This window comes from Neoalteromonas arenosi (assembly GCF_030362855.1).
Taxonomy (GTDB): Bacteria; Pseudomonadota; Gammaproteobacteria; order Enterobacterales; family Alteromonadaceae; genus Alteromonas_E; species Alteromonas_E arenosi.
This window is the reverse complement of record NZ_JAUCBP010000013.1, coordinates 40,495-62,558: the sequence shown is the minus strand read 5'-3', so window position 1 is coordinate 62,558 and position 22,064 is coordinate 40,495. Positions and strand designations below refer to the sequence as shown.

The window sequence follows — 22,064 nt, the reverse complement described above, 5'->3', positions numbered from 1 at the left end:
CCTATTGACCAGTTGCGATGTCGTTGACGTCTTTAGCCTGAACCATTTCGCCAGTATTGTTACCCCAAGCATTACGCTCGTAAGTCACTACCGCTGCGATTTCAGATAGCGTCAACTGTTTATCAAAGGCTTGCATCGCTGTTCCGGTTTTACCGTTCAATACAATATCAATGTGGGCTGGAATATCATTCAATGCCATGGGGCTGCCCTTAAGTGCAGGGAATACACCCGGAATACCTTCACCGTTAGGCATGTGGCAAGCAGCACAAGCTGCCATGTAAACACGTTCACCTTCAGCCATTAACTCTTCCATGCTCATGCTCAGTGCTAGAAGGCGCTGTTCTTCTTCTTTTGCAATGCGTTGCGCCGTTTCTTGTTCAGTGATCCATGCTTCGTACTCTGCTGGCTCTTTTGCGATGACCACAACTGGCATGTAGCCGTGATCTTTACCGCACAACTCCGCGCATTGACCGCGGTAGATCCCCGGTACATCAACTTGCGTCCACGCTTCGTTGATAAAGCCCGGGTTGGCATCCTTTTTCACAGCGAAATCAGGTACCCACCATGAATGAATGACATCGTCAGATGTGATCAGGAAGCGCACTTTTTGACCGGTTGGAATAACCAACGGACGATCCACTTCGAGCAGGTAGTTTTCGCCCTTCTCATAGCGGTTAGTAATTTGTGTTTGTGGGGTTGCAAGCAACGAGAAATACTCAACTTCGCGATCCATATACTTGTAATGCCATTTCCACTGTGAGCCGGTCACCAAGACCGTCATATCCGCTTCACTGGTATCTTCCATCGCGATAAGGGTATTCGCTGCGGGGATTGCCATACCGATGAGGATCAAGAAAGGGACAACTGTCCATGCGATCTCAACCTTCAAACTCTCGTGAAAAGTAGCGGGCTTTACACCGCGAGATTTGCGGTGTAAATACATTGAGATAAACATGACCCCGAACACCAACACGGCTATGACTACACAAATGCCAAACATCAACATGTGTAAGTCATACACTTGGTTACTAATATCAGTAACACCGTTAGTCAAATTAAGCTGGTAAGGATCGCCTTTACTTGCGGTCTCTGCGTATGCAGCGCCTGATGCAAATAGGCTGATAGCGGCGACAGCCTTTTTGAAGAGCGGTTTCACTCAACACCTCCGTGCTAGTCCTGAATAATGCTTTAGGCGCAAAAAAAGCAGATGAATACCGTCCCCGAAAAGGGATAATAGCGCACCTGTTGTAAATGGCCCTGCAAGTTATTGTTATTCTTTTGTTAAGAAGTGTATAAGAATTACTCGGATAGGTAGGCTTAGTCTAGTGTTTTCTCAATTTTTTTTTACCAATAGGTTGTTTTTTAAACATTTCAGTGACGATCATTGATGATTGACTAACTAAACATTAAAAAACTGCAATTCACAGCGAGTGAGTATCGATAGAAATCTATATCAGATAATGCGGTTGTGTAGTGATGCCAAATAGATTAACGCTTTGATTACGCGAAAAACCGAAAAGTATGACAAAGAGAAATGAGCGAATCGTTTGCAACAAAAAAGCCGTGTTAAACACGGCTTTTTGTATCTGGTTGTATTACTGCCTATATCCAATCAGCGTTGCGAATAACCCCAACAGCGATACCTTCGATTGCGAAAGGCTGTGACGCTAAATCCACTTTGATCGGTTGAAACTCTTCGTTCTCTGCATGCAATAGCACTTCGCGGCCGCGCTTTTCTAGGCGTTTAACCGTGACGTCTTCATCTACGCGAGCCACGACAACCTGACCATTGTGAACATCGCTAGTGCGATGCACTGCGAGTAAGTCGCCATCTAATATGCCGATATCTTTCATACTCATACCGTTAACTCTCAGCAGAAAGTCAGCTTGTGGGTGGAACAAGGCTGGGTCGACTTTGTAATGAGACTCAACGTGCTCTTGAGCAAGAATGGGCTCACCAGCTGCAACACGACCGACCAAAGGCAAACCCAAGTCCTCTTCAACCGTTTCATCGAGTGGAATATTGAGCTTAATACCCCGTGATGTGCCTGGCAGAATATCGATTACCCCTTTGCGTGCTAGCGCTTTGAGGTGCTCTTCAGCAGCATTAGCAGACTTAAAGCCCAACTCACGGGCAATTTCTGCCCGCGTCGGAGGCATTCCAGTTGCCGCCATGGTGTTCTTTACCAGTGTAAGGACTTCTTCTTGTCGTTGTGTTAGTGGACGCATAACCAGCCTGTTTTTCTATACAGTTAACTGTGAGTATATACAGTTATTCGTTGGAAACAAGAACTTTACTGTGAATTTGTCAATCTGAAAGGCGTATGGCAGCGTAATACAGTCACACATCAATCACGAGTTTACACGATGAAGCGTTATATTTTCGCGTATTTAGCCACTCTATTAAGTTATTTGCTGCTTGATTACATTTGGCTAGGCTTAGTTTCACTACAGGCCTACCAGGCCGCGATCGGCCATTTAATGCGCGACAATTTCCCCGTTTGGCCTTGGGCAATGTTCTATCTCATGTATTCAGCCGTTGTCGTGAAGATAATTATCTCAGTGTTGCCCCCAAACGCCGCTATTAGGGCCGCCCTGCATGGTTGTCTGTTGGGATTGGCCGCTTACGGCGCCTACAACATGACCAATTACGCCATTTTAGCCACTTGGCCTATCGGTATTACCATCAAAGACTGGGTATGGGGAACCTTCGTCTCTGGCGCGATTAGTTACTGCGGCTACCGAGTGTTTTACAGTAAGTGGATGCAACAGTCAGACTAAAGTGCACGGCGCCTGTTTATCCGACAATTCTTTCACTGGTAGGCAAAAATCCCTTCCGGGTAATCCAGTCGATGGCTTCTTTTGAAGATGTGAAGTGGCGGTAAACATCGGGATTACGACTAGTGTTTTGTAAGGCATTCTCTAAAACATAATCTTTTATTGCATGCTCAGCGTACACAACAGCGTCGCAGTGCAGATTGTTGTTCATGCACCAGCGTTCTAGTTCTTGTATAGGTCCTGACGCGTCTGGCGTAGAAAGCCGCCAATCATCTAAGTAGGTGATATGAGCCCACGGCTCGTTAATTAGTTTTCGAGCGACTGCTTGAAAGTCTTGAACGTAGGCTTCAGCTTCAATGGCATCCCATTGGCCGCGAATCACTGCGATCAAGACATTGTTTTCGCACCAAATCTGATAGTGCTTAGTTTTGGCTGTATACATAAGCAATGGCTGAGGAGGTTTTATCTTGAGAATATACTATCTTTTAGAAAAACACCTAGTTTTTGTAGTTCAATTGCGAATCAAAATATGACGAAGTTTGTACTGTTTATTGTTAGCGTCTATCTCTCAACAAGCATGTCTCTTGTAAAGGCTGAACCTATCGTTTTTGTGTTGAATGACTGGGCCTCACAGCGCGTCCATACAAAAGTCGTTGCTCAAGTGTTAGAAGAATATGGTTTTGAAGTCGAATATGCTGAATTGGGATATGCCGAGCAGTTTGGAGCGTTGAGAACAGGGCTGGCGCACGTACAGATTGAAGCATGGGAGCCAGACCGATCGGAGACTTTTGACCGATTAGTACAAGCGGAACAAATATTGATTATTGGTCGGCACCAAGTCCAAGCCAGAGAAGAGTGGTGGTATCCAAGTTACGTCGAGGAGCTATGCCCGGGCCTACCCGATTGGCAGGCATTTAATTTGTGTTCGAGCATATTCGTTAAAGACGTGGACTCCGATGGTCCGGCACCAATCGGAACGTTTTTTAGTGCCGGGTGGGATAATCATGAAGCCGAAATCATTCGCTCTCTGGGATTAAATTTCAAAATAGAACGCGTTTCTGACTCAAATGAGCTTTGGTCAACGTTAAGGCTATTTTCCGAGCATAAAATACCTATCGTTTTACACAATTGGACGCCCAATTGGACAGACAAGCATATACCCGGAAGCTTCGTTCAATTCCCCGCATTTCAGCCTGAATGCGAAACCAACCCAAATTGGGGACTGAATAAAGAAATGACGCACGATTGTGCAAACCGACTAGGTGTTTGGATACAAAAGATAATTTGGCCTAAATTGGTAGATGAGCAACCGTGCATTTATCAATTCTTGAAGCAAGTAAGCTTCACCGAAGAAATGCTAATCGACACCCCAGCGATGGTATTTATTGACGGATTGGACGAAGATCAGGCGGCACAAATGTGGCGACTCAAATACGCAAATGAAATAAACCGATGGATTAATGCGAGTTGTTTAGCCCAACATTGAGAATAAAGTCAGGGCTGACCGGAGTGCCAGCCCTGCGTGATGCAAAGCAACTAAAATGGGAAGAAGTTATAAGTATATTCGATTTCCGTAGTTGTGACGTCTTGTGCACCAAAACTGATTAATCTGATCCGCGCCAGTAGACGCTCCACTAATTCAGTTGAGTCAAGGTCTGTACCCACTAATGTTACGGCACTCAATTGACCGTTTGGCTCAATGACCAATCGAACAGTAAGTTTACCTTGCAACTCAGGCTCGCTGCGCAAAGCACGGCGATACAATGAGTACAATCCCCCATTGTTCTGCGACATGATCTTGCGAATCTCTTCGACACTGCGATCACCCACCACTGTCGGTTCACTATTGACGCGCTGCGTAGCCAATGCAGCAGTCCCCTCGGTAGGCGCATTAAACTCAGTGGTTTTGCGCCCTTCAAGTGATCCTCTCGCACCTACATTGGTAGATAATTCACCTAAATCGATACCACCGCTGGTTTGATCAACCACCTGCCCAATCAGATTGCGCTGGGTTTGCTCTTGCTCTCCGGCACCCTCGGTGAGATCAGTATCAGCCAAATTGCCTACATCAACCGAATCGCGAAGGCTCGCTAAATCATCCGCAAAATTCATTACACCTGCTTGTGAGGCCGTTTCACGTGCTTCTTCGATGCGTTGTTCATCAGTTACTTCAGGCACTTCAGGTTGTGGTGGCGTCTCTTCCACTACTGGCTCAGGTTCTGGCTCTGGCTCTGGCTCTGGCTCTGGCTCTGGCTCTGGCTCTGGCTCTGGCTCAGGTTCCGGCTCGGGTTCAGGTTCTTCAACCACTGGGTCTGGCTCATGTTCCGGCTCTGGTAGCTCAACCACTGGCGGCTCTTCGGCCTCAAGGATTTTTGCTAACTGCGGCGGAATTTTGGCTTTTTCTTCACGGGTCTGCTCTGGTACGTCGATGAAGAATACCAAGGCCGTTAACACCACGGTAAGGATCAGCGTGATCAGAACAAAGCGTTTAAAGCGGCGATTTTCATCTTCACCACTTGACCACGGCAGGGTCGAAAAGTAGTAAGGCGTCACCGCAATCATAATGCCCCCTCAGCAGGTAACGGCGACTCACCTTCAACAAATTCAACCGCGAGTGAAATGTTGGTATACCCCAACTGCGCGCAAGTCTTCATTATCTTCTTAAGCGCTTGATACTCAATTTCATGATCACCCATGATGGTTATGGCAAATGCGTCTGACACGCCGTCTTCGCTATCTCTTGGACTTAGATTTGCTGCGCGGAATTGATTGCGCAAGCGCAGCTCGTTGGCCAGTGCATCTAATTCACCATCTTGGTCAGCTAAGACATCATCAATGGTCATGATTAATTTGCCGTCAACTAAAATGCGCTGCTGACTAACCGTCATTAACAGCTGCTCTTCAGCGGCGGTTTCTGTCGATGATTTTGGTAGCGTTAGTGATTTGTCGTTTTGCAGTACCTGGACATCAGAGGCATTTAACATTAAAAAAAATACCAATATGGTGAAGATATCCATCAGGGATACTAGACTTAGCTTGCCTTGCGCAGAGTTACGACGATGATTGCGAGCCATACGCTTGGCGCGAACTGATTGCTTCATTGTGAGCCTCCAGTTTGACGGCGCAACGGCGCATCAGCCATTGAAACGTTAGGGAACAACTCAGCTGGGACTACCGATGCTGCCACCACTTCGGGGTAAGCTCTTACCGTATCTATTAAGGTGACGATGGTTTGATAAGGCACATCGTCGTCCAACAACAGGATGAGGTCGTCTTTTTCAATTTCTTTAGCTAACAGGGTTTGTTTAACTTGCTTGAGTGTCGTTTGCAACGACGCATAATCGTGCACATAACGCTCTTCTTCACCACTGGTTATCATAGGTATTTCTTTCACCAAGTAACCTTGTGGGAAATACACTTCAAGCTGTGTATTCGTGACCAACACTTCTAGCTTCTGATTTTCGACCGGCTCATTGTTGGCAATGGCTTCACTCAAGCCCGGTAGTTGTAACTCGACTACCGTGATTCGAGAAAATACCATCATCATCAACAGCACAGGTACAAGTACGATCATCAAATTCATAAATGACGTGATGTCGAGCTCAGCATCAGCCTTGGTGTGTTTATGTCGCCCGCGACGGCCTAACATAGTGATTAATCTCTGTTATCTGAAGAGCGAGTTTGCGGACGGATGTTGTTGCTGGCTACCAGAGTGTTTAAACACTTAACGCCAGCCATTTCCATACTATCGATGATCTCGGTAGTTTTGGTTTGCAACACCGAGTGAAATGCTAGCAGCGGAATAGCAGCAATCAAACCGAAGGCTGTCGTGTTCATCGCTACCGAAATACTTTGTGAAAGCAAACTGGCTTTTTCTGCTGGGTCGGCATTTGCTACCGCTGAGAAAGCGGCGATCAGGCCGATAATCGTACCTAGTAATCCCAACAACGTTGAGATATTTGCCAGCGTACCTAAATAGCCCGTGCGTTTTTCTAAGCGAGGAATAGACTCCATTAAACCCTCTTCCATTGCATATTCGATATCTTCACGACGTGGGCTAATGCTCAAACGTGCAACACCGGCCGCAACTACGCGGGCGATGGGTGCGCTGCTGCTTTTGCCAATTTCTAAGATTTGGTCAAATCGGCTCGACGCGAGCAAAGGTTCAATCTGTGCAAAAGCGCTTTTATTGGTGCGCTTGGCCATCGACAAGAACACGTAGCGCTCGAGTGCTACGGCGACGCCAAGTGCGAGCACTATAGAAATGGGGAACATGAAAGGTCCGCCTTCTTGAAAGAAACGAACGATAGTTTGCATAACATCCATAATGGTCTCCGAATTATGCGTTTTAGCTGTGCTCAGCCACAGATTGATTGATATGAGTGAAGCAGTGTACAGAAAAAAAACTGCTGTTGAGTATTAGTACTTATCCCTACTTATTATTTTCGTTGGCTGCGCTATCTTGTGTATTTTCAGATGTAGCAGCACCAAGCAAAGCCTGGTGAAGCGCAACACGCTGTAAAAACGCTGACCGTTCGAGGGGTTCCATAAACGCCGTTCTATCGCCGGTCAATGCAACTCGGCCAATACGCTTGTGAGCAGGTGAATCCCACGGCACAATCGACAACACTCGAGGTTGTTGCTGATCACCGCGAATAGTCTCTTCAAGGCGGATAACCCCGTCGGTATCGGCAGCGTTTTGTTGCGCTTTCACATCAGCAATCATGACAGCCGACGCAGTAACGACCAAATAAGCCGTAATGAGTTTACGACCCCGTCGAAATTGGCGGCGCCCTTTAAGCATTTTGTTCAATTGCACGTTGCATCTCCCTTATCCAGCGGTCAACTTCTTTGGTAGGTTGTCCGTCTTGCTCCAATAATTGTTTGTAGCGCACGTAATCGTTAAGCGCCGCAGCCTTGTCGCCCATGTATAGGTCGAACAAAATACCGCGATTACGGTAGGCATTGGTGAACCCAGGCCATGCAGACAGGGCTTGGCCGTAATGGGTTTTCGCTAGGTCAAAATCGCCTGTCGTTCGGTAATGGGTTGCCAAACGATCGTGGGCAAAATAATTATCTGAATTTATTTCTACCGCACGTTGCCAATAAGCTAAAGCATCTTGTTGCTCGCCAATACGCTGTGCTCCATCGCCCATTGCAACTAGCAACATCGACGGTTCATTCTGTCCTGCGCCTAAGCTATCAGCCATGATTCGCAATGTCGCACTGATGCCCGCGTGATCATCACTATCCAATTGGGATTTTAACGTGCCTACCCAAGCCTTTTGCTGCGTTGATAGCGCTCTAGCACTGCTGCGAAAACGATTCACCACAGTTGGCTCTGGCGATGTGGATGATGTTTCAGCGGTTGGCACTTCGGCGACGTCTTCAGTCTGTGGCAACCACTGCTCGACAGTCGCACAACCTGAAAGTACAGCGAGGTATATCACTAAGGCGCAATACTTAAATACGATTTTAGAATTCGCCATAATCGACCTCCGTTTGCTGCTCTTGCTTGTTGTACTGCGCAGGCATTAATCGCGCCAAAGCAGCAAAACTCTGTGCGACCCATTCGTCGTATAGACCTTGCCAACTGCGTTGGGCGTTAGACTCATGGATGGCAATGGCCTGTTCCTCAAACGGATAAGCCTGCTCTTCCAAGAGAATGTCATATTGCTCCAAGGCAAGCGCATCAAGGCCTTCTGGGCGCTCTGAATCGTACAAGGCTTGCGCTAATGAAGCGTATGCATCGGCTAAACGGTAACCGGCTTTAGTCGTGAACTCAGCGACCTTATAATCAATGATATTCTGATTAGCTTTTATTACGGCCTGCATTGCATCGCGTTTTTGCTGAATGCTATCTTGCAAAGGCAAGGTCAATTGAATGCGTTTGAAAGCATAAAAGGCATCATCGGCGAACACGCTCGAGGCCATCGCCGCAAGATAGCGCGAGCGGTTACTGCGTTCGCTGCCTGCTTGGGCATCTGCTTCGATCAACTTGTTGAGCCAAAAACGTCGCTTACTGTCCTCTCCACTTTCGCGATAGTACTCACTCAGTGTATAACGCGCAGCATTGGCTTGTGCTAATGGTGAAGGATAACTATGCGCATAGGTTCTAAAATGCGGTAAGGCTATATCTACAGCACCGGCCTTGTCCGCATACTCAGCAGCTAGATATAGCGCCTCACGCCCTTTCTCACTGGCTTTATCGCTTTGCCATAGGGTGATGAGTCGCGCTGAAGCCGCTAACCATTGCTGGCTATTTTCATAAGCCACAATGAGTCGCTCGGGTATTGAACGGGTTAGTTCGTGTTGCGGGTAACGCTGCTCAAAATCGACCAACAAATCAATCGCTGGCTGCCAATCTGATAACAGCATCAAATAGCTCGCGGCATCGTATTGCGCGTTTACGGCTATTGCTGAGCTTGGCGTTTGTTCAATTACCTGTAACAGCTGGCTTACCGCACTTCGCAGCGCTTGTGCGCGCTCTGGACTGATTGGCATTGACGGATCTGACTGAACGGGAGCACTGGCTAGTGCCTGTTGTGCTTGTTGATAAAAAGTCGCTGCGAGCTTATCGGTTAACTCGCCATGCAAAGGGTCTTGACTATTAAGTAAGGTTAACAGTATTTGATAGTTGCCCTGTGCAGCGGCGTAATCTTCAACTTCAAACTGGCTTTGAGCCAACACCAGACGCGCAGTTTGCTGTGCATCTGGTTCGATATCACGCGCCAATAACCACTGCGCCCACGTCATCGCATCGAGGTATTGCTGGGCATCAAATAATGATTGCGCCAAACTCATGCCGATCTTGTTCGCTCTTGGATCGTCACCAAAGTACTGCAAAAACCGCGCTTGACTGCGCTGCAATGGCGTGAATGCCATAGCGCTAGCTTGATCGTTTAGCGCTAACGACGCTGGCTCCTTTGCCAGCTCGGTCAAACTTAACAATGCCGTGTAAGCCGCATCAGACGCCTGTGGATGATCAATAAAGGTGTATGCAAAGGCTTCATATTCAGCCACAGCCGCGGCATAACGACCAATCTCATACAAGCTCTCAGCCAAGAAAAACTGCGTATCTGCCACCTTCTCCCCTGGCCCAAAGGTCGCGATAAATTCGCGATACCAGCGCTCGGCCAACGCGTAGGCTTGGTCGCGCGTCTCGATTAAATAGGTTTGGCGCTCTGCATCAACAGTCGCTTCAGCTTGCAGCTCAGTTAATGCTGCGATGCTTTGCTGACCGAGTGAATGCTCGAACTGCGCAAGCTCCTGTAGATACTGTTCCAGGTATGGCGTTGCTCGAGTAAACTGCTCGGCAGTAAACCCTTGCCAGTGTGGCCCGTTAATACCGTAGGCTTCAATAAAGCGCTGTTTGGCCGGTAACACGTCCGAGGGGAAGTCGCCAATAATGTACACATCAATGTGTTTAATGAACGAGTCAATGGCACTTTCATGCAGCGGATACTCTTGGGCAAATGCTAAATACACACGCGCAGAGTCGCGATACTGACTGTCGTCCAGCAGTTTTTGCGCGAGCGTATCGTAAACAAGATAGGTAAACGGTTTTTCACCGGCAAAGCGAAAATAATCAACAATAGCATCAGCGCTGCCTTGTGAACGGAACATTAAAGCCGTCATCGACAATGCATCCTCCACCAGCTTTTGCTCGCTCAAACCCAGCTCATCAATGGGTTTGTGTGCCTGTGCATACGTTTGCGTCGCTAACGTTGCCTCTAGCATCGTGATAAAGGCGTCTATCGAGCGCGAATATTGTTCTAATTTAAAGTGACTCCAAGCCTTCATGTACGCTGACATGGCGTAGAAGGTGTCATTTTCTAGGGCGTATGCGTAAGTTACCTCACCTTTGGCTTGTAATACTTTTTCGTAGGCAGTGATGGCTGCTGGATAGTTACCATTGTTGTAATGGTACTCGCCCTCGCGGAAATATAATTCCCCAGCAAAGTCGCTGTGGGGAAATTGCTTTAATAGACGCTTTGAATATTGCACGGCTTGTTGATCGTCACCCTGCAACGCATAAGCCCGCGCGAGCTGATACAGCACATTTTCTTTGGCCAAAGGCGATAGTGGCGTTGCTGCGCTTTGTTCGGTTGCTAACAACGCTTCGTAGGCTTCAATCGCAACGGTGTAATAATTACCGTCTGCAGGTTGAGTTGTCCCTTCGGCCTGAGCCTCTTCAGCAAGGAGCATTTCAATATCGGCTAGTCGATTGCGAATATCTTGACTCAGCTCGCCCTGCCAAGCCAACTCAGTACTTGGTTGTTCAGTCAACGTTTCAACCATTGGCATCAACGCGTGATACTGGTCGCGCAAATCACTCAAAGTAGTCGCTGGCAACGTCGAAGGCTCAGCCTGGATCGGCTCCAATGTTAGGTTAACCAGTGCATTGTCTCGGGTCGTGCTATCAGCTGCGACTTTGTTTGATGGCGCTAAAACTACCTCAGCGCGATTCCAACTACACGCGCTTAAAGCGCACATACAACTAACCGCAACCGCTACTTTTCTAAGACGCATAGACATTAGTCACCCCCTCGCTGTTGTTGACGAGAGTAGCTGATATCCTGCATCCGCAGCATGGCGAGCCGAGTAGCCGTTATTTGTTCGAGCAACACTGCATCGCGCTGTGCCACAGCTACCATTAAGTGATTGCGCAACGACGCAATAAGCTGTTGCTGCAATGCCATTGTTTCCTCTAATTTGGTGCTGAAGCGTTCGCGTAGCGCAAACAAACGCTTATACTGCTCGCCTACAGTTGCCGTTAATGCCTGGCGGTCGCCCGTCAGCCCTTGAAGCGCGTTAAAACGCGCGAGCGTTTCATCAAGGATTGCACGTGTTTGGGCAATTTTGGCTTCATGGGCAAACTGACTCGTTGTTTGCTGTTCTTGTAAATCCCACATGAGGATGCCACGCAGGCGCTGCAAGCGCTGGTCGATACGCGCAGCCCTGCGTGCGGGTAAATCAGGATTTGAGCGAATGCTGCTGAGGCGCTTAAGTGCCGCTTCCACCCGCTCCAGTTGTTCTCGCTGCTCTGCATTAGCTAGGTTTTGCGGGTTTACTGCGGCATCAGCAACTCGCTCGCTGTATTGCTGTAACTGCTGTTCACTCTCACTGATCGTAAGCTCTGTAGCAGCTAGTTGTAATTGCGCTGCGCGCCCAGTTAGAGCCTCTGTGCGTTCATCGAGCAATTGCTCTAAGTAGTTCAACGTTTGTTGTTGCTGTGCAATCAAGCGATTGACATCAAGTAACTGCAATACGCCGTTCAACTGTTTTGCAGTGTTGGTTTGATTGTCACCGCTGAGTAAATCAACCAACAAATCTTGATGGATCCGCGGCCATTGCTTACTCGACTCAATTTGCTCTTCAGTCGCCAAGCGATAGAAAAACTCGGTATATGCTGAGTTTTCGACGATCGCGTTCAAACTTATCCGCGCCGATTCTAATTGCTCTAAAGACGTGCCTAACATCGCAAACGCTTGTTGATAATCTGTTTGCTGCTCATAACCATAGGCCAAGGCATGCGTCGCCTGTAATGCTGGAAGTCCTTTACCGGATTGCTGTAAATATTGCCAAATTGCCATAGCTTCAGACCAACGCGAATCATTGGCTAACGCCCAACCATAGGCCAACAAACCCTGTTCGGCGTATAAACTGTCGGCTTGGATTTGCTTAAACGCATTAAAGGCAGCAGGGAAGTTGTTCTGTTGAACAAAGGCTTGGCCTAATAGCAAATAAAGGCGGTCTAATAAAACATTGCGCTCATAGGTTTCGGTATCTATCTGCGGTGTTTGCGCTTCGGGTTCAGACCAAGGCCACCACGAAACGGTCGGCACTTTAAACCAATCAAATGACCAGTCCCAGGCGTTTTGTCGTGGTGTGCTCGCAGATTTTATCGCATCAACAAATAGCTCTGTCGCGAGTTCATAGTCGCCACTGTTGAATGCTTGGATACCGGCATTAGCGACAAGGTAAGGAAACCAAATACTGTTTGTGTCAATAACGCCCAGCGTTTGCTGCCACGCCTGTGGGTTGGTTTGTAATTGATAGTACGCAGACTGGTACTCCAATTCATTGCGCTGGCTGAGTTCAATATAATCTTCGAGGGTTTCGTCTTGCAATAAGGTGTGCGCCTGTTCACTCACTTGGTAGGCACCTTGCTGAAAGGCGGTTTTCGCCAACCAATACCAGGCTTGCGCCTGAATTTCCGGTGGCTGTGTTTCTGCTAACAGCGCTTCGAGGTGCTGTGTTGCTGCGCGGGTCATCCCTAGCTGCAAGTTCGCTCCGCCTTCGATCAATTGCAAGCGCGCCTGCTCATCTGCCGGGTAACCATTATGCTTGGCTAACTCGATGGCATGCAAAGTGGCCAAAGGCTGCTGCTGAAAGTATTCATATAAAACTTGGCCAAATCGCAACTGCTCAAGCCGCGAGGGCACGTCCTGCTCGTCTTGTGCTTGCAAAGGCGTAGTCACAGCCAGCACCAATGCGATAAGCACTAAAACCAGCCCAAGTTTTAATGGAAAGTATTTGAGTTTCACGCGTGTTCCCTACAGCGCAGTGGCTATGAATTCGGGTTGTTGCGCCATAGTCGAATCGACGATTTGTAGCTCTATTGCGCTTGGGTCATCGGTTTTTTCAAACGCCAAGGTTACACCGCGCTTATACGGACGCTCCTCTGGGCCAGTGCCATGGAAAAAGGCGCTCAACTCGTGCTCACCTTGGCCAATATTACCAATATAGACGCGGTGCACTCCGCCGCGAACAAGTGCATCAACTTGTTTCGCGGTATACAAATAATGGGTCACGGTCTCATCGCCAATTTTAATCTCGACCGAATCTAAATCGAAATAAGTGCCGACATCCATGGACAGGTACACCACGACTTGTGTGCTCGACGGGAAAAGTAAATCCTCTTCCAAAATAAACAGGTCGCGATTCAACTTGACCAATGACTGTTGCAGGGTTTCGATTTGTTCCGCTAATTCACTCTCAGTGGCAGCCGGAGGCGGCGCTAGCAACCCCAAATCATCTACGTCACTATCTTGCGCTCGCGCGACAAAAGACAAGCCCGCAGCGACACACAGTAATACCAACATCACTACGTTGGCCCATCCTACGCGTTTAAATTCTTGCCACATATGAAAACTCCTTTGCACCGCTTGCATCAGTACTTAATACCAAATGGATGCGTAAACTTTGATAACATTGGCCGAGAACCCAAATAACGGCTCTTCCCCGACGGGGGCATCGGCGGTCACATCCCGAAAATTATCGTAATCAAACTGCATGTAGTCGTATTCGAACTGAATACTGGATTTCTTGATCATGGCGCTCGCTGAAAACTGCCATTCGTAAGCCACGCTAATCCCAGCAGTGAAATTGCTGTAGGTGCTCATTTCCTTGTCGCGGGCCATAAAATTAAATTCATTCGGACGACCAAATAAATCTTGATAGAAATCGGCGCTTTCTTGGCTGTAGTAGCGCGCGTAGACATCAATGATCCAATCGTCACCGATGGTGTGGATATACCCTAACTTACCGTTACTCGCGGTAATTCCCCAGGTGTCATTGTACCAGCGCACATCAGCGTATATTGCGGCTCGATAAGGCAAGTAATAGTTGGCGTTGAGTGATACCGCGTTACTCGAGCGAGTTTCAGGATAGATCTCGGTTGCAAAACTAAAGCCGCGCGCGGCACTGTCATCTAAGAAACGCACCGAGCGATACGGATTATTCAAATAGCCTTCGTCAGAAATGTGTTCAGCGGAAAACCCCACGATCATACTTTTCGTAACAATCTGGGTAATGCCTATTCCGTACTTGTTGCGGTCGGCTTCCTCTAAGAAATTCTCATCACCGCGACGGCCAACTTCATCCCAGCCTTTAGCGTAGCTCAAGCTGATATTGGTCAGGTCACCAAAAAAATCCTGACTAATTCCGATGTATGCAGAGCTTGCTTCAAAGTCATTTTCGCTGCTGTTGGTGTAACTCATACTCACTAGCGTTTTATTGTGCAGAAAGTCTGCACCCAATGTCGTTTCTTCACGCTCTTCAACATACGGACTCGCTGTCGCACGCACATCAATTGACGCACCAGACACCGTGTCCAAATAATAATTGGCAGATAATGAAACGCGATTACCAATTTTTTTGCGCAGTAAGATAGACGGTCCATCGATAGTTACACCATCGCCAGAGTAATAGTGATACATCACATCTGAGCGGTCTTCGGGTAATACTGCCGCCCAACTAGACGTGCTTAGCAGCAGTAAAACACCCGTTATAAATAGCCGACAATTAGCCATCAGTTGCATCCGCAGCCGCCACCAGCACCACCGTCTGCCCCACGAGCTCCCTCGCGTGACTCAAACACGTGCTTGGCATATGAACGCGCTATTGGATTGCGGTTCATACTCATAATTGGGTCTGCCAAATTTGAACGTTCATAGGGTTTCACCCAAGGCTCAATGTTAAAGGCGTATTCATCAGTAGAAACACAGCCCGTCGTTAATGCGACAACGGTTGCCGCACAGAGTAGTCGAATCAATTTACGCATAACATTATTCCCGCATTAGGATTTTGATCGCTTTTTCGTATTTCTTTTCGTCGCCCGCGGTATAGCCTTTGTGAGTTAGCCGAGCAATACCATTGCGGTCAACAATAACCGTCGTGGGCATTGCACTTACATCGTAAAGCTCACTGACTTCACCTTGGGTATCAAACAATACGGGGAACGTCACTTCAATATCATCCAGAAGCACGTCAGCCTTCTCTGGTTTGTCGTCTACATTAACAGCCAATACGGTAAAGCCCATGTCTTCGTATTTTTGTTGTAGAGCCTCCATTTCTGGGAGCTCTTCACGGCACGGACCACACCAACTCGCCCAGAAGTTAACTAGCACGATATTGCCGCGCTCTTCAGCGAGTCGTCGATTATCGCCATCGCGGCTCGGCAACGTGAAATCTGGCGCCTCGCTACTTGCGGTGTTTGCCTGAGTTTCCGTTGTCAGAGTAGTTAGCACCAATAACAATGCTAAAAGCATGGCTAATTTGGGGAAGTCAGTAAAAATATTGTATTTAGGTTGCATAATCGAACTCCTAGAAAAATACGCTCACGCCGAGCGTATATGCCATGTTATGCGTGGATTTTTCTTCGCCAATCAAATCGCTATTGAAGATATGATCGCGCACGTCCAAACGTAGCGATAAATAATCGGTTAGGAGCACGCGGTAACCGGCCCCTAATGTCAGTGTGAAGCGCTCATCGCCTCCAAAGTCGGTACCGCCACCACCTGCCAAGACGTAAAAATCGGTATTGAAGGCTACACCATCGGCAAAGAAGATTTCGCCATTAAAGTTGTAACCCAGGGATAAATCGTAAACCACAAAATCGCGTTCTTCGTCAGTTAAAAACGGGGCGCCGCCCGACAGTTCTTCAAAACTCGTAGTGCCCGCCGTAGCCGCCCCATAGGCCGCTTCAACAAAGAAACTCTCTGACACGTGATAACCTAAGCGGACGCCGTAAACCACGTCGTTGCCAAAGTCTTCAATGGTTTGGAAACCGGCAAACGGCGTGATTTCAAAGTTTTCCGAATCTATATCAGATTCGTCAACAGTACGACGCTGTACATTCGGATCAATAATAGGCGGTGGGGTATTTTGCGCTGCACCGACTTGTTGCGCATGTGCCGCTGGTGCAATCGTCAGACTGATGCCTGCGCACAACATTACACAACCTATCCATTGCTGGCGAATACCCAACAATTTGCTTAGAAAAACACTGTGACGCCGAGTTTCCACTCTTCCAACTCCTCTTGATCATCGCGCTGGGTTAAAGCCAGTACGCTTTTGTATTCCAAACGCATCACCATATTCCCACTGAGGTAATAGCGTAGCCCGCCACCAATTTCATAAATGTCACTGGTTCGAGAGTCGTCGCCTGAGGCGACCAAGTTTGCTCGCGGGTTAGTCCGCAACTGCCCTGCACCAATCGACAAGTAAGGCGTTAATCGCCATTCTGGGAAGGTGTAGTGTACGATACGAGCTGTCCAATATTTGTTTTCTGCAAAGTCACCCAGCGCCTGTGAGTAAGTTAACTCGGTGACCAAGTTCGGTGTGGCAACCCACGCCACTGAAGCACTCATCGCGGTAACATCTTCGAGCAAGCCGACACTCACTCCCATTTCCCAATCGCGCTGAGCATAATCTTCAAAGGTGCCGGTAAACACCTGTACAGCCTCACCGTCTAAATGCAAGGTTTGATTCAACGCATCCGCTGAAATCCAGCCCTCTATACCTTTGCGAGTGCGCGCTTTGTACCAACCTGCGCGCGACTTCAAAATCACTATTTGCTCACCCTTTTCCGCAACGTGAAACACTGGGTATTCAGATGCTGGGCCCGTGTGTAACTCCACAAAAGGCTCTGCAATAACCACCGGCAATTCATCTGCAGCAGTAGTGAAACATACAAGCCAGAACAGCGTCGCACTGACAATTGATTGATAAACGGGCAACCTAAGCCGGTATTTGGACATAACTACCATGTTAATTTTGTGGGATGGCAAACGGATTATTGTAGTATTGCGCGCCCACATCAAGCCACTCTGCAATCAATTTTTGTTCGACCGGTTCTAACCATAAGTAATGGCTCGACTCTGGATTGTTAAATATTTCAAAGAATCGGTCACTCGCGACGGCTCCCCGGACCCGCATAGTCGATTGAACCGGTACGGTTTCGGTTAACTGAATGGGGTTACCGTTGGGGTCTAAAATCAGCTCCCCGTCTTCGTCTCGCAAAAATACCGGATCACCATTTTCATCGAACACTAATTCCAAGATATCAACCAATACGCCTTCAACTAACTCTTGGGCATTGTCACCAAAAAACAATTCACGGTAACTGGTCATCACATCCGGGTCATCAAGCGACGCCTGCGCAGTGAGTTCAAGCTGTCCCGCGGGTACTTGAGTCATGCCTTCGGCGTCGGTATTGGTATGGCAACTTACACAGGTATTGTCAGTAAGCAGCATGCCATCGCTATCTAACGTCTGGCGCACGCGCTCAAAAATTGGCTGAATGTGCTCAGGATAATTGATTTCAATTCGGCACAATGACGTCCAGTTTTGTGCACACGCTTGCGAGATAGGTAATGGTGTGCCCATATCGGCATATTGCACATTAATCGCAGGTGCCAGTGGCGTTGTTGCTGGATCACTCCATACGTCGGCAAAGACCAGATCAGGGGTTAGACGAGGCAGCCCTAAAACGCGAGCATAAGTTTGTGCCATGGTCTCGCCGATGTCAGTAAACATCGCAGGATTTGCGCCGGGGAATGCTCCGCCATTCGTTGGAGCGCCCAAATTAATTGAGGCAGCTTCGGCCTCCATGCGTCCATGAGGTGCGGTACTGCCATTCGTGTGACACCCATTACAGGTTTTGACTTCACCGGGAATCACTTGCAACCAATTATTGTGTTGTGGTGATATGCGGCGGCCGTTCTCATCTAAAATAGTGATCGCAAATGGTACATTGGCGGGCACGGTTACCATGACTGAGCCATCCGGTTGAATTGGCGTATACCCGAGCACCTCGCGCATTAGGTTAGCGCGGCTACGGCCAAACGCACTATTATCAAACTCCAATGTATCCTCATTGGGGATGGAAACACTTTTAATGACTCGCAAAAAGCGTTCCGCGCGTCCATTGATGGGTACCAGCGTAGGATTAGCCATAGCATCTATGCCCTGAGCACTGGCATCGCTACCAGCGAAGTCGTAAATGCTGCGGATATGGACAACGCCTAGGTTTTCGTCAACTAGCTCGGGGATTAGCTCTGGTAATTCAGGATTAGCGGGAAAGGGGCGTGATTCCATCGCGACAACTTCCATATATGCAACATTTTCTTCTGGTACGGTCAGCGGCAATTGCGTATTGTCATTAGGATCGTAAAACCACAAACCAAATAACGGTGGGGCTGGCGAATAAGCGGGGTCGGCAATAATTTCTTCACTACATGGAACCACGCGCTGAGGCGTACCTTCAGCACTTCCCTCCGGTAACGGTTCCAGTGCGCGGCATTGACTCCAAGTATAAATGTATCGCCCCGTACCGTCCCACAATGGATACAATGTCCCGAATAATCCGCCTAAAGAAAACTCTGCACTCGCATCAACATTGTCAAACAGCGCTTGCGTTTGCGCGGCACCACTGCCACCAGGATTACCTATTGTTGGCACGTCCAAATCAGAGAAACCTTGTGCGTCGACGATGGTGAAGTCGCCTCCGAGGCGCTCGGGTTCAAATTCAGTAAGTGCCACCAACATCCGTTCATCAGGCGTAATCCGCGTTTGCGTGAACTGCACTTCGCGACCGCCCTGATTATGACTGTGCCTCCCGTAGAGGATTTCTAAATCACTGCCATCTGAATTCATTTGATATAGATGCACGCCTTTGTCACCAACAGCTTGGTCCCAGCGGCTAAATACGACCTTGCCATTCGGCGCAACGATTGGGTCGAGATCGTGGCTTTGGTTAAACGAAATTTGCTGAATTTCGCTGCCATCGCTATTCATAACGTGCAACACCGAAGCTTGCACATCTAGCCCTTCTTCAAGGCCTGCATACTGTGGCTTACCTTCATCCAATAGAATTGCTTGATTGGCGCGCTGGCGGGTGGAACTAAATAAAATGCGACCGTCCGGCAAATACACCGGCCCCGTATCATCCCCCGCGTTAGCAACGATGTCGGAACTGATTACACGTCGGATTTCATCAGTCTCACGAGAGTACTCGTAAATATCCCAAGTTGGGTCCGGGTTTTCTTCCGTTTCTGGTGCACGCAAAGCGAAGATGAGTCGAGTTCCATCGTAAGAAGCGCTTAAGTCTTTAACATCATAGGGAGCTATTTCTACAGCCGTGGGATCTTCAACATCAGCGGGAATAAATAAACTGTCCGTGAGGTTGCGTTCTTCCGCGGACGTCGATGCCCGAGACTTTATGTACAGTGCGCTACCCGGGACGAACTGAGCAGGTCGCGAAAGGTCTCGAACACTGGCCATATTGTCTTCATTTACCACGGTCAAATCGCGTTTAATAAACGCCACAGGAACATCAACAACAACCGGATCAGGTGCTTGATTTTCTTCGCTTGGTAAAACGTCTTCGCCACAGGAAAATAGCGCCAGTGTAGACACGATCACAACCCCTAGGCGAATCTTCGCGGTGTTTATCTGCATGTTAAGTTGTGCGTTCATACAGGCCTCGGTTGTTACTTGCGTATGTTAATCGTGTCGAACAAGAATACTCTGCTCAATAAATTGTGAAAGTGTCTCAATGTATCGACAATCACTCGTATTTGACTCGTAAGTCAGGTGCCATAAAAGTACATGGCAATACCACAGGTAGCGGAAAATCACACACCCTCGCGCGAGCAGCAATGTTATTTTTTGAACAAAGTAATAAAAAACCATACCTTAAGCAGTGGTTTAAGGTATCCGTTCAAGTATCTTATATTACTGATTTCAGTACAGAAAAAATTTAGATATTTTTTCCCATCGCTTCTGGTTTATTAGCTATGTAGACTTAAAACCACACTTCTCATTTATCTATAACCTTACGTGCAATTCCTTACGAAAACTCGGTTTTAACTGAATTAGTAAAACCTTAAAGACTGATTACTAAACGGTGGTAAAACACAGAATGTCTTTGATTGGGAACGGAATTGGCATCTATAATAATAGTCAGTCTGGTGAACTATTTCCTTCCAATTACTAACCGTCTGATTTCTTAGTTTTTTTCTATGTAGGCACGAAAAATGAAATGCGCTGCTTTAGCGTCATTTATCGAAATTGGTCACCTGCAATCTAATCGGATAGTTGTCAACATAATGGATATCGTTTTCGCAAAGTAGCAACAATGCTTTGGTATGAAAAATTAGACGCAAACACGTGAGTGACTATTTATTGATCACTAAACGCTTTCTATAGTTTCGGCAGAATACGTCTTTTCACACTCTTCATTGACGTATTAAAGGAGAGAATATGCGGTTAATACACAATAACAATCGCAGTGGCTGTAAACCGCTAATAGCAATGGCTGCAGTCACAATACTATTGAGCAGTCCTTCAGTTTATGCGGGCCCCCTAGAACAAAGCAAGCGCATGCATGACCGGCTCGCTGGTGTCCCAGGTGATGCGCAGACATTGCAACAAATGAGCGCCCTGATTGAAGCCGGTGATGCTCAAGGTGCCGCCGAAATCGCGATGCAGAATCCAGCGTTTTACAATGTCACACTCAAGCAATTTGTTACCCCCTGGACCAACGAGGAATTTGACGTGTTTGCGCCATTGAATGATTACACCGCGACGGTGATCGGCATGGTACGTGATGATGTTGATTTTCGCTTGGTACTATCTGGCGACATACTCTACGTGGGCGATAGCGGTCTTGGTTTGCCCGCTTATCAGAACACCAACAATGCGCATTATGAAGCGATGGAAGCGCAAGGGGTTGATTTAAGCTCGGCGCTAGTTGCCACCTCGCAATCGCAGGTCATTGGTTTACCCGCGGATGCTACCGCTGGGGTTATGACCACCCGCGCAGCAGCCAAATCCTTCTTTAAAGACGGTACGAATCGCGCCATGTTGCGCTTCACGTTAATGAATCATATGTGTACTGATTTAGAAGGGTTAAAAGATACCAGTTTGCCGCCTGATCGCATTCGTCAAGACTTAAGCCGCAGCCCCGGCGGTGATTCACGAATATTTATCAACAGTTGTGTTGGTTGTCATTCCGGTATGGACCCACTTGCGCAATCTTTCGCTTACTATAACTACGAATACAATGTTGATGCCGACCCTGAAGGAGAGAACGGTCAAATCGTGTATAACCGAGTGGGTGAAACTGATGCGCAGACCGGTTTGCGCGTTCAGGCTAAGTATTGGATCAACTCAGGTAATTTCCCATATGGCTATGTCACCCAAGACGACCGATGGGATAACTATTGGCGACATGGCAGCAATCAGCTCCTCGGTTGGTCTGAGCAACTCGACGGCTTTGGCTATGGCGCTAAGTCTATGGGAGAAGAGCTAGCCTCAAGTCAGACATTTGCCACCTGTCAAGTTAAAAAAGTCTTTGAAAATGTCTGTTTACGCGCTCCACAAGATGCCGATGATCGCGCAATAATCGATGAAATCACCGCAGACTTTCAACAAGACGGTTATCGTTTAAAACAAGTATTCGCGCAAACAGCCGAATATTGTATGGGAGAATAATC

At 47.9% G+C, this 22,064-nt stretch carries 21 protein-coding genes; 3 read left to right on the top strand and 18 right to left on the bottom strand.

The genetic code is table 11. The annotated features are described in order from the left end of the window. Position 1 precedes the first annotated feature (1 nt). Positions 2-1,123 (bottom strand): cytochrome c oxidase subunit II, encoded by a 1,122-nt coding sequence (gene coxB, locus QTP81_RS15655; protein WP_434533000.1) that lies wholly within the window; start codon positions 1,121-1,123, stop codon positions 2-4. 479 nt (positions 1,124-1,602) lie between these two features. Further along, positions 1,603-2,229, bottom strand: a complete 627-nt coding sequence (lexA, locus tag QTP81_RS15650) for a transcriptional repressor LexA (protein ID WP_289366785.1) — start codon at positions 2,227-2,229, stop codon at positions 1,603-1,605. A gap of 138 nt (positions 2,230-2,367) precedes the next feature. Here lexA and QTP81_RS15645 point away from each other — a divergent pair, with 138 nt between their 5' ends. Beyond that, positions 2,368-2,781, top strand: a complete 414-nt coding sequence (locus QTP81_RS15645) for a DUF2177 family protein (RefSeq protein ID WP_289366783.1) — start codon at positions 2,368-2,370, stop codon at positions 2,779-2,781. 16 nt (positions 2,782-2,797) lie between these two features. On the opposite strand, the gene QTP81_RS15640 is transcribed toward QTP81_RS15645, so the two are convergent. After that, positions 2,798-3,220: a hypothetical protein gene (locus QTP81_RS15640; RefSeq protein ID WP_289366782.1), complete on the bottom strand. Its 423-nt coding sequence runs from the start codon at positions 3,218-3,220 to the stop codon at positions 2,798-2,800. An 87-nt stretch (positions 3,221-3,307) separates the two neighbouring features. Here QTP81_RS15640 and QTP81_RS15635 point away from each other — a divergent pair, with 87 nt between their 5' ends. After that, entirely contained in the window at positions 3,308-4,264 is a 957-nt protein-coding gene (locus QTP81_RS15635) for a glycine betaine ABC transporter substrate-binding protein (protein WP_289366781.1), read from the top strand. Positions 4,265-4,314: 50 nt separating this feature from the next. Here the strand turns inward: QTP81_RS15635 and QTP81_RS15630 are convergent, their stop codons facing one another. From QTP81_RS15630 to QTP81_RS15560, 15 genes are all read right to left on the bottom strand, one after another. Continuing rightward, on the bottom strand, positions 4,315-5,340 hold the full coding sequence (locus QTP81_RS15630) for an AgmX/PglI C-terminal domain-containing protein (protein ID WP_289366779.1): 1,026 nt from the start codon (positions 5,338-5,340) through the stop codon (positions 4,315-4,317). Then, a complete protein-coding gene (locus tag QTP81_RS15625; RefSeq protein WP_289366778.1) occupies positions 5,337-5,879 on the bottom strand; it encodes an ExbD/TolR family protein in 543 nt (180 codons plus the stop codon). The genes QTP81_RS15630 and QTP81_RS15625 overlap by 4 nt, the downstream gene beginning before the upstream one ends. Next, entirely contained in the window at positions 5,876-6,427 is a 552-nt protein-coding gene (locus QTP81_RS15620; protein ID WP_289366777.1) for a biopolymer transporter ExbD, read from the bottom strand. The genes QTP81_RS15625 and QTP81_RS15620 overlap by 4 nt, the downstream gene beginning before the upstream one ends. A gap of 5 nt (positions 6,428-6,432) precedes the next feature. Continuing rightward, positions 6,433-7,104: a MotA/TolQ/ExbB proton channel family protein gene (locus tag QTP81_RS15615; protein ID WP_289366775.1), complete on the bottom strand. Its 672-nt coding sequence runs from the start codon at positions 7,102-7,104 to the stop codon at positions 6,433-6,435. Positions 7,105-7,210: 106 nt separating this feature from the next. Further along, positions 7,211-7,597: a hypothetical protein gene (locus QTP81_RS15610; protein ID WP_289366774.1), complete on the bottom strand. Its 387-nt coding sequence runs from the start codon at positions 7,595-7,597 to the stop codon at positions 7,211-7,213. Beyond that, positions 7,575-8,267, bottom strand: a complete 693-nt coding sequence (locus QTP81_RS15605; RefSeq protein WP_289366773.1) for a tetratricopeptide repeat protein — start codon at positions 8,265-8,267, stop codon at positions 7,575-7,577. Before QTP81_RS15605 ends, QTP81_RS15610 begins: the two co-directional genes overlap by 23 nt. Then, positions 8,254-11,310, bottom strand: coding sequence for a tetratricopeptide repeat protein (locus QTP81_RS15600; protein WP_289366772.1), 3,057 nt, complete (start codon positions 11,308-11,310; stop codon positions 8,254-8,256). Before QTP81_RS15600 ends, QTP81_RS15605 begins: the two co-directional genes overlap by 14 nt. Before the next feature lie 5 nt (positions 11,311-11,315). Beyond that, entirely contained in the window at positions 11,316-13,328 is a 2,013-nt protein-coding gene (locus tag QTP81_RS15595) for a coiled-coil domain-containing protein (RefSeq protein ID WP_289366771.1), read from the bottom strand. Between the two features lie 9 nt (positions 13,329-13,337). Further along, entirely contained in the window at positions 13,338-13,928 is a 591-nt protein-coding gene (locus QTP81_RS15590; RefSeq protein WP_289366770.1) for a hypothetical protein, read from the bottom strand. Between the two features lie 33 nt (positions 13,929-13,961). Further along, positions 13,962-15,095, bottom strand: coding sequence for a DUF3570 domain-containing protein (locus QTP81_RS15585; protein WP_289366769.1), 1,134 nt, complete (start codon positions 15,093-15,095; stop codon positions 13,962-13,964). Further along, on the bottom strand, positions 15,095-15,346 hold the full coding sequence (locus QTP81_RS15580; RefSeq protein ID WP_289366768.1) for a DUF4266 domain-containing protein: 252 nt from the start codon (positions 15,344-15,346) through the stop codon (positions 15,095-15,097). Before QTP81_RS15580 ends, QTP81_RS15585 begins: the two co-directional genes overlap by 1 nt. 4 nt (positions 15,347-15,350) lie before the next feature. Beyond that, on the bottom strand, positions 15,351-15,878 hold the full coding sequence (locus tag QTP81_RS15575; RefSeq protein WP_289366766.1) for a TlpA disulfide reductase family protein: 528 nt from the start codon (positions 15,876-15,878) through the stop codon (positions 15,351-15,353). Between the two features lie 10 nt (positions 15,879-15,888). Further along, positions 15,889-16,590, bottom strand: coding sequence for an outer membrane beta-barrel domain-containing protein (locus QTP81_RS15570; protein ID WP_289366764.1), 702 nt, complete (start codon positions 16,588-16,590; stop codon positions 15,889-15,891). Continuing rightward, on the bottom strand, positions 16,560-17,324 hold the full coding sequence (locus QTP81_RS15565; RefSeq protein ID WP_289366763.1) for an SH3 domain-containing protein: 765 nt from the start codon (positions 17,322-17,324) through the stop codon (positions 16,560-16,562). The genes QTP81_RS15570 and QTP81_RS15565 overlap by 31 nt, the downstream gene beginning before the upstream one ends. 10 nt (positions 17,325-17,334) lie before the next feature. Continuing rightward, a complete protein-coding gene (locus QTP81_RS15560) occupies positions 17,335-20,043 on the bottom strand; it encodes an HzsA-related protein (protein WP_289366762.1) in 2,709 nt (902 codons plus the stop codon). A gap of 786 nt (positions 20,044-20,829) precedes the next feature. On the opposite strand from QTP81_RS15560, the gene QTP81_RS15555 reads away from it, so the two are divergent. Beyond that, on the top strand, positions 20,830-22,062 hold the full coding sequence (locus QTP81_RS15555) for a hypothetical protein (protein ID WP_353059728.1): 1,233 nt from the start codon (positions 20,830-20,832) through the stop codon (positions 22,060-22,062). Positions 22,063-22,064 lie beyond the last annotated feature (2 nt).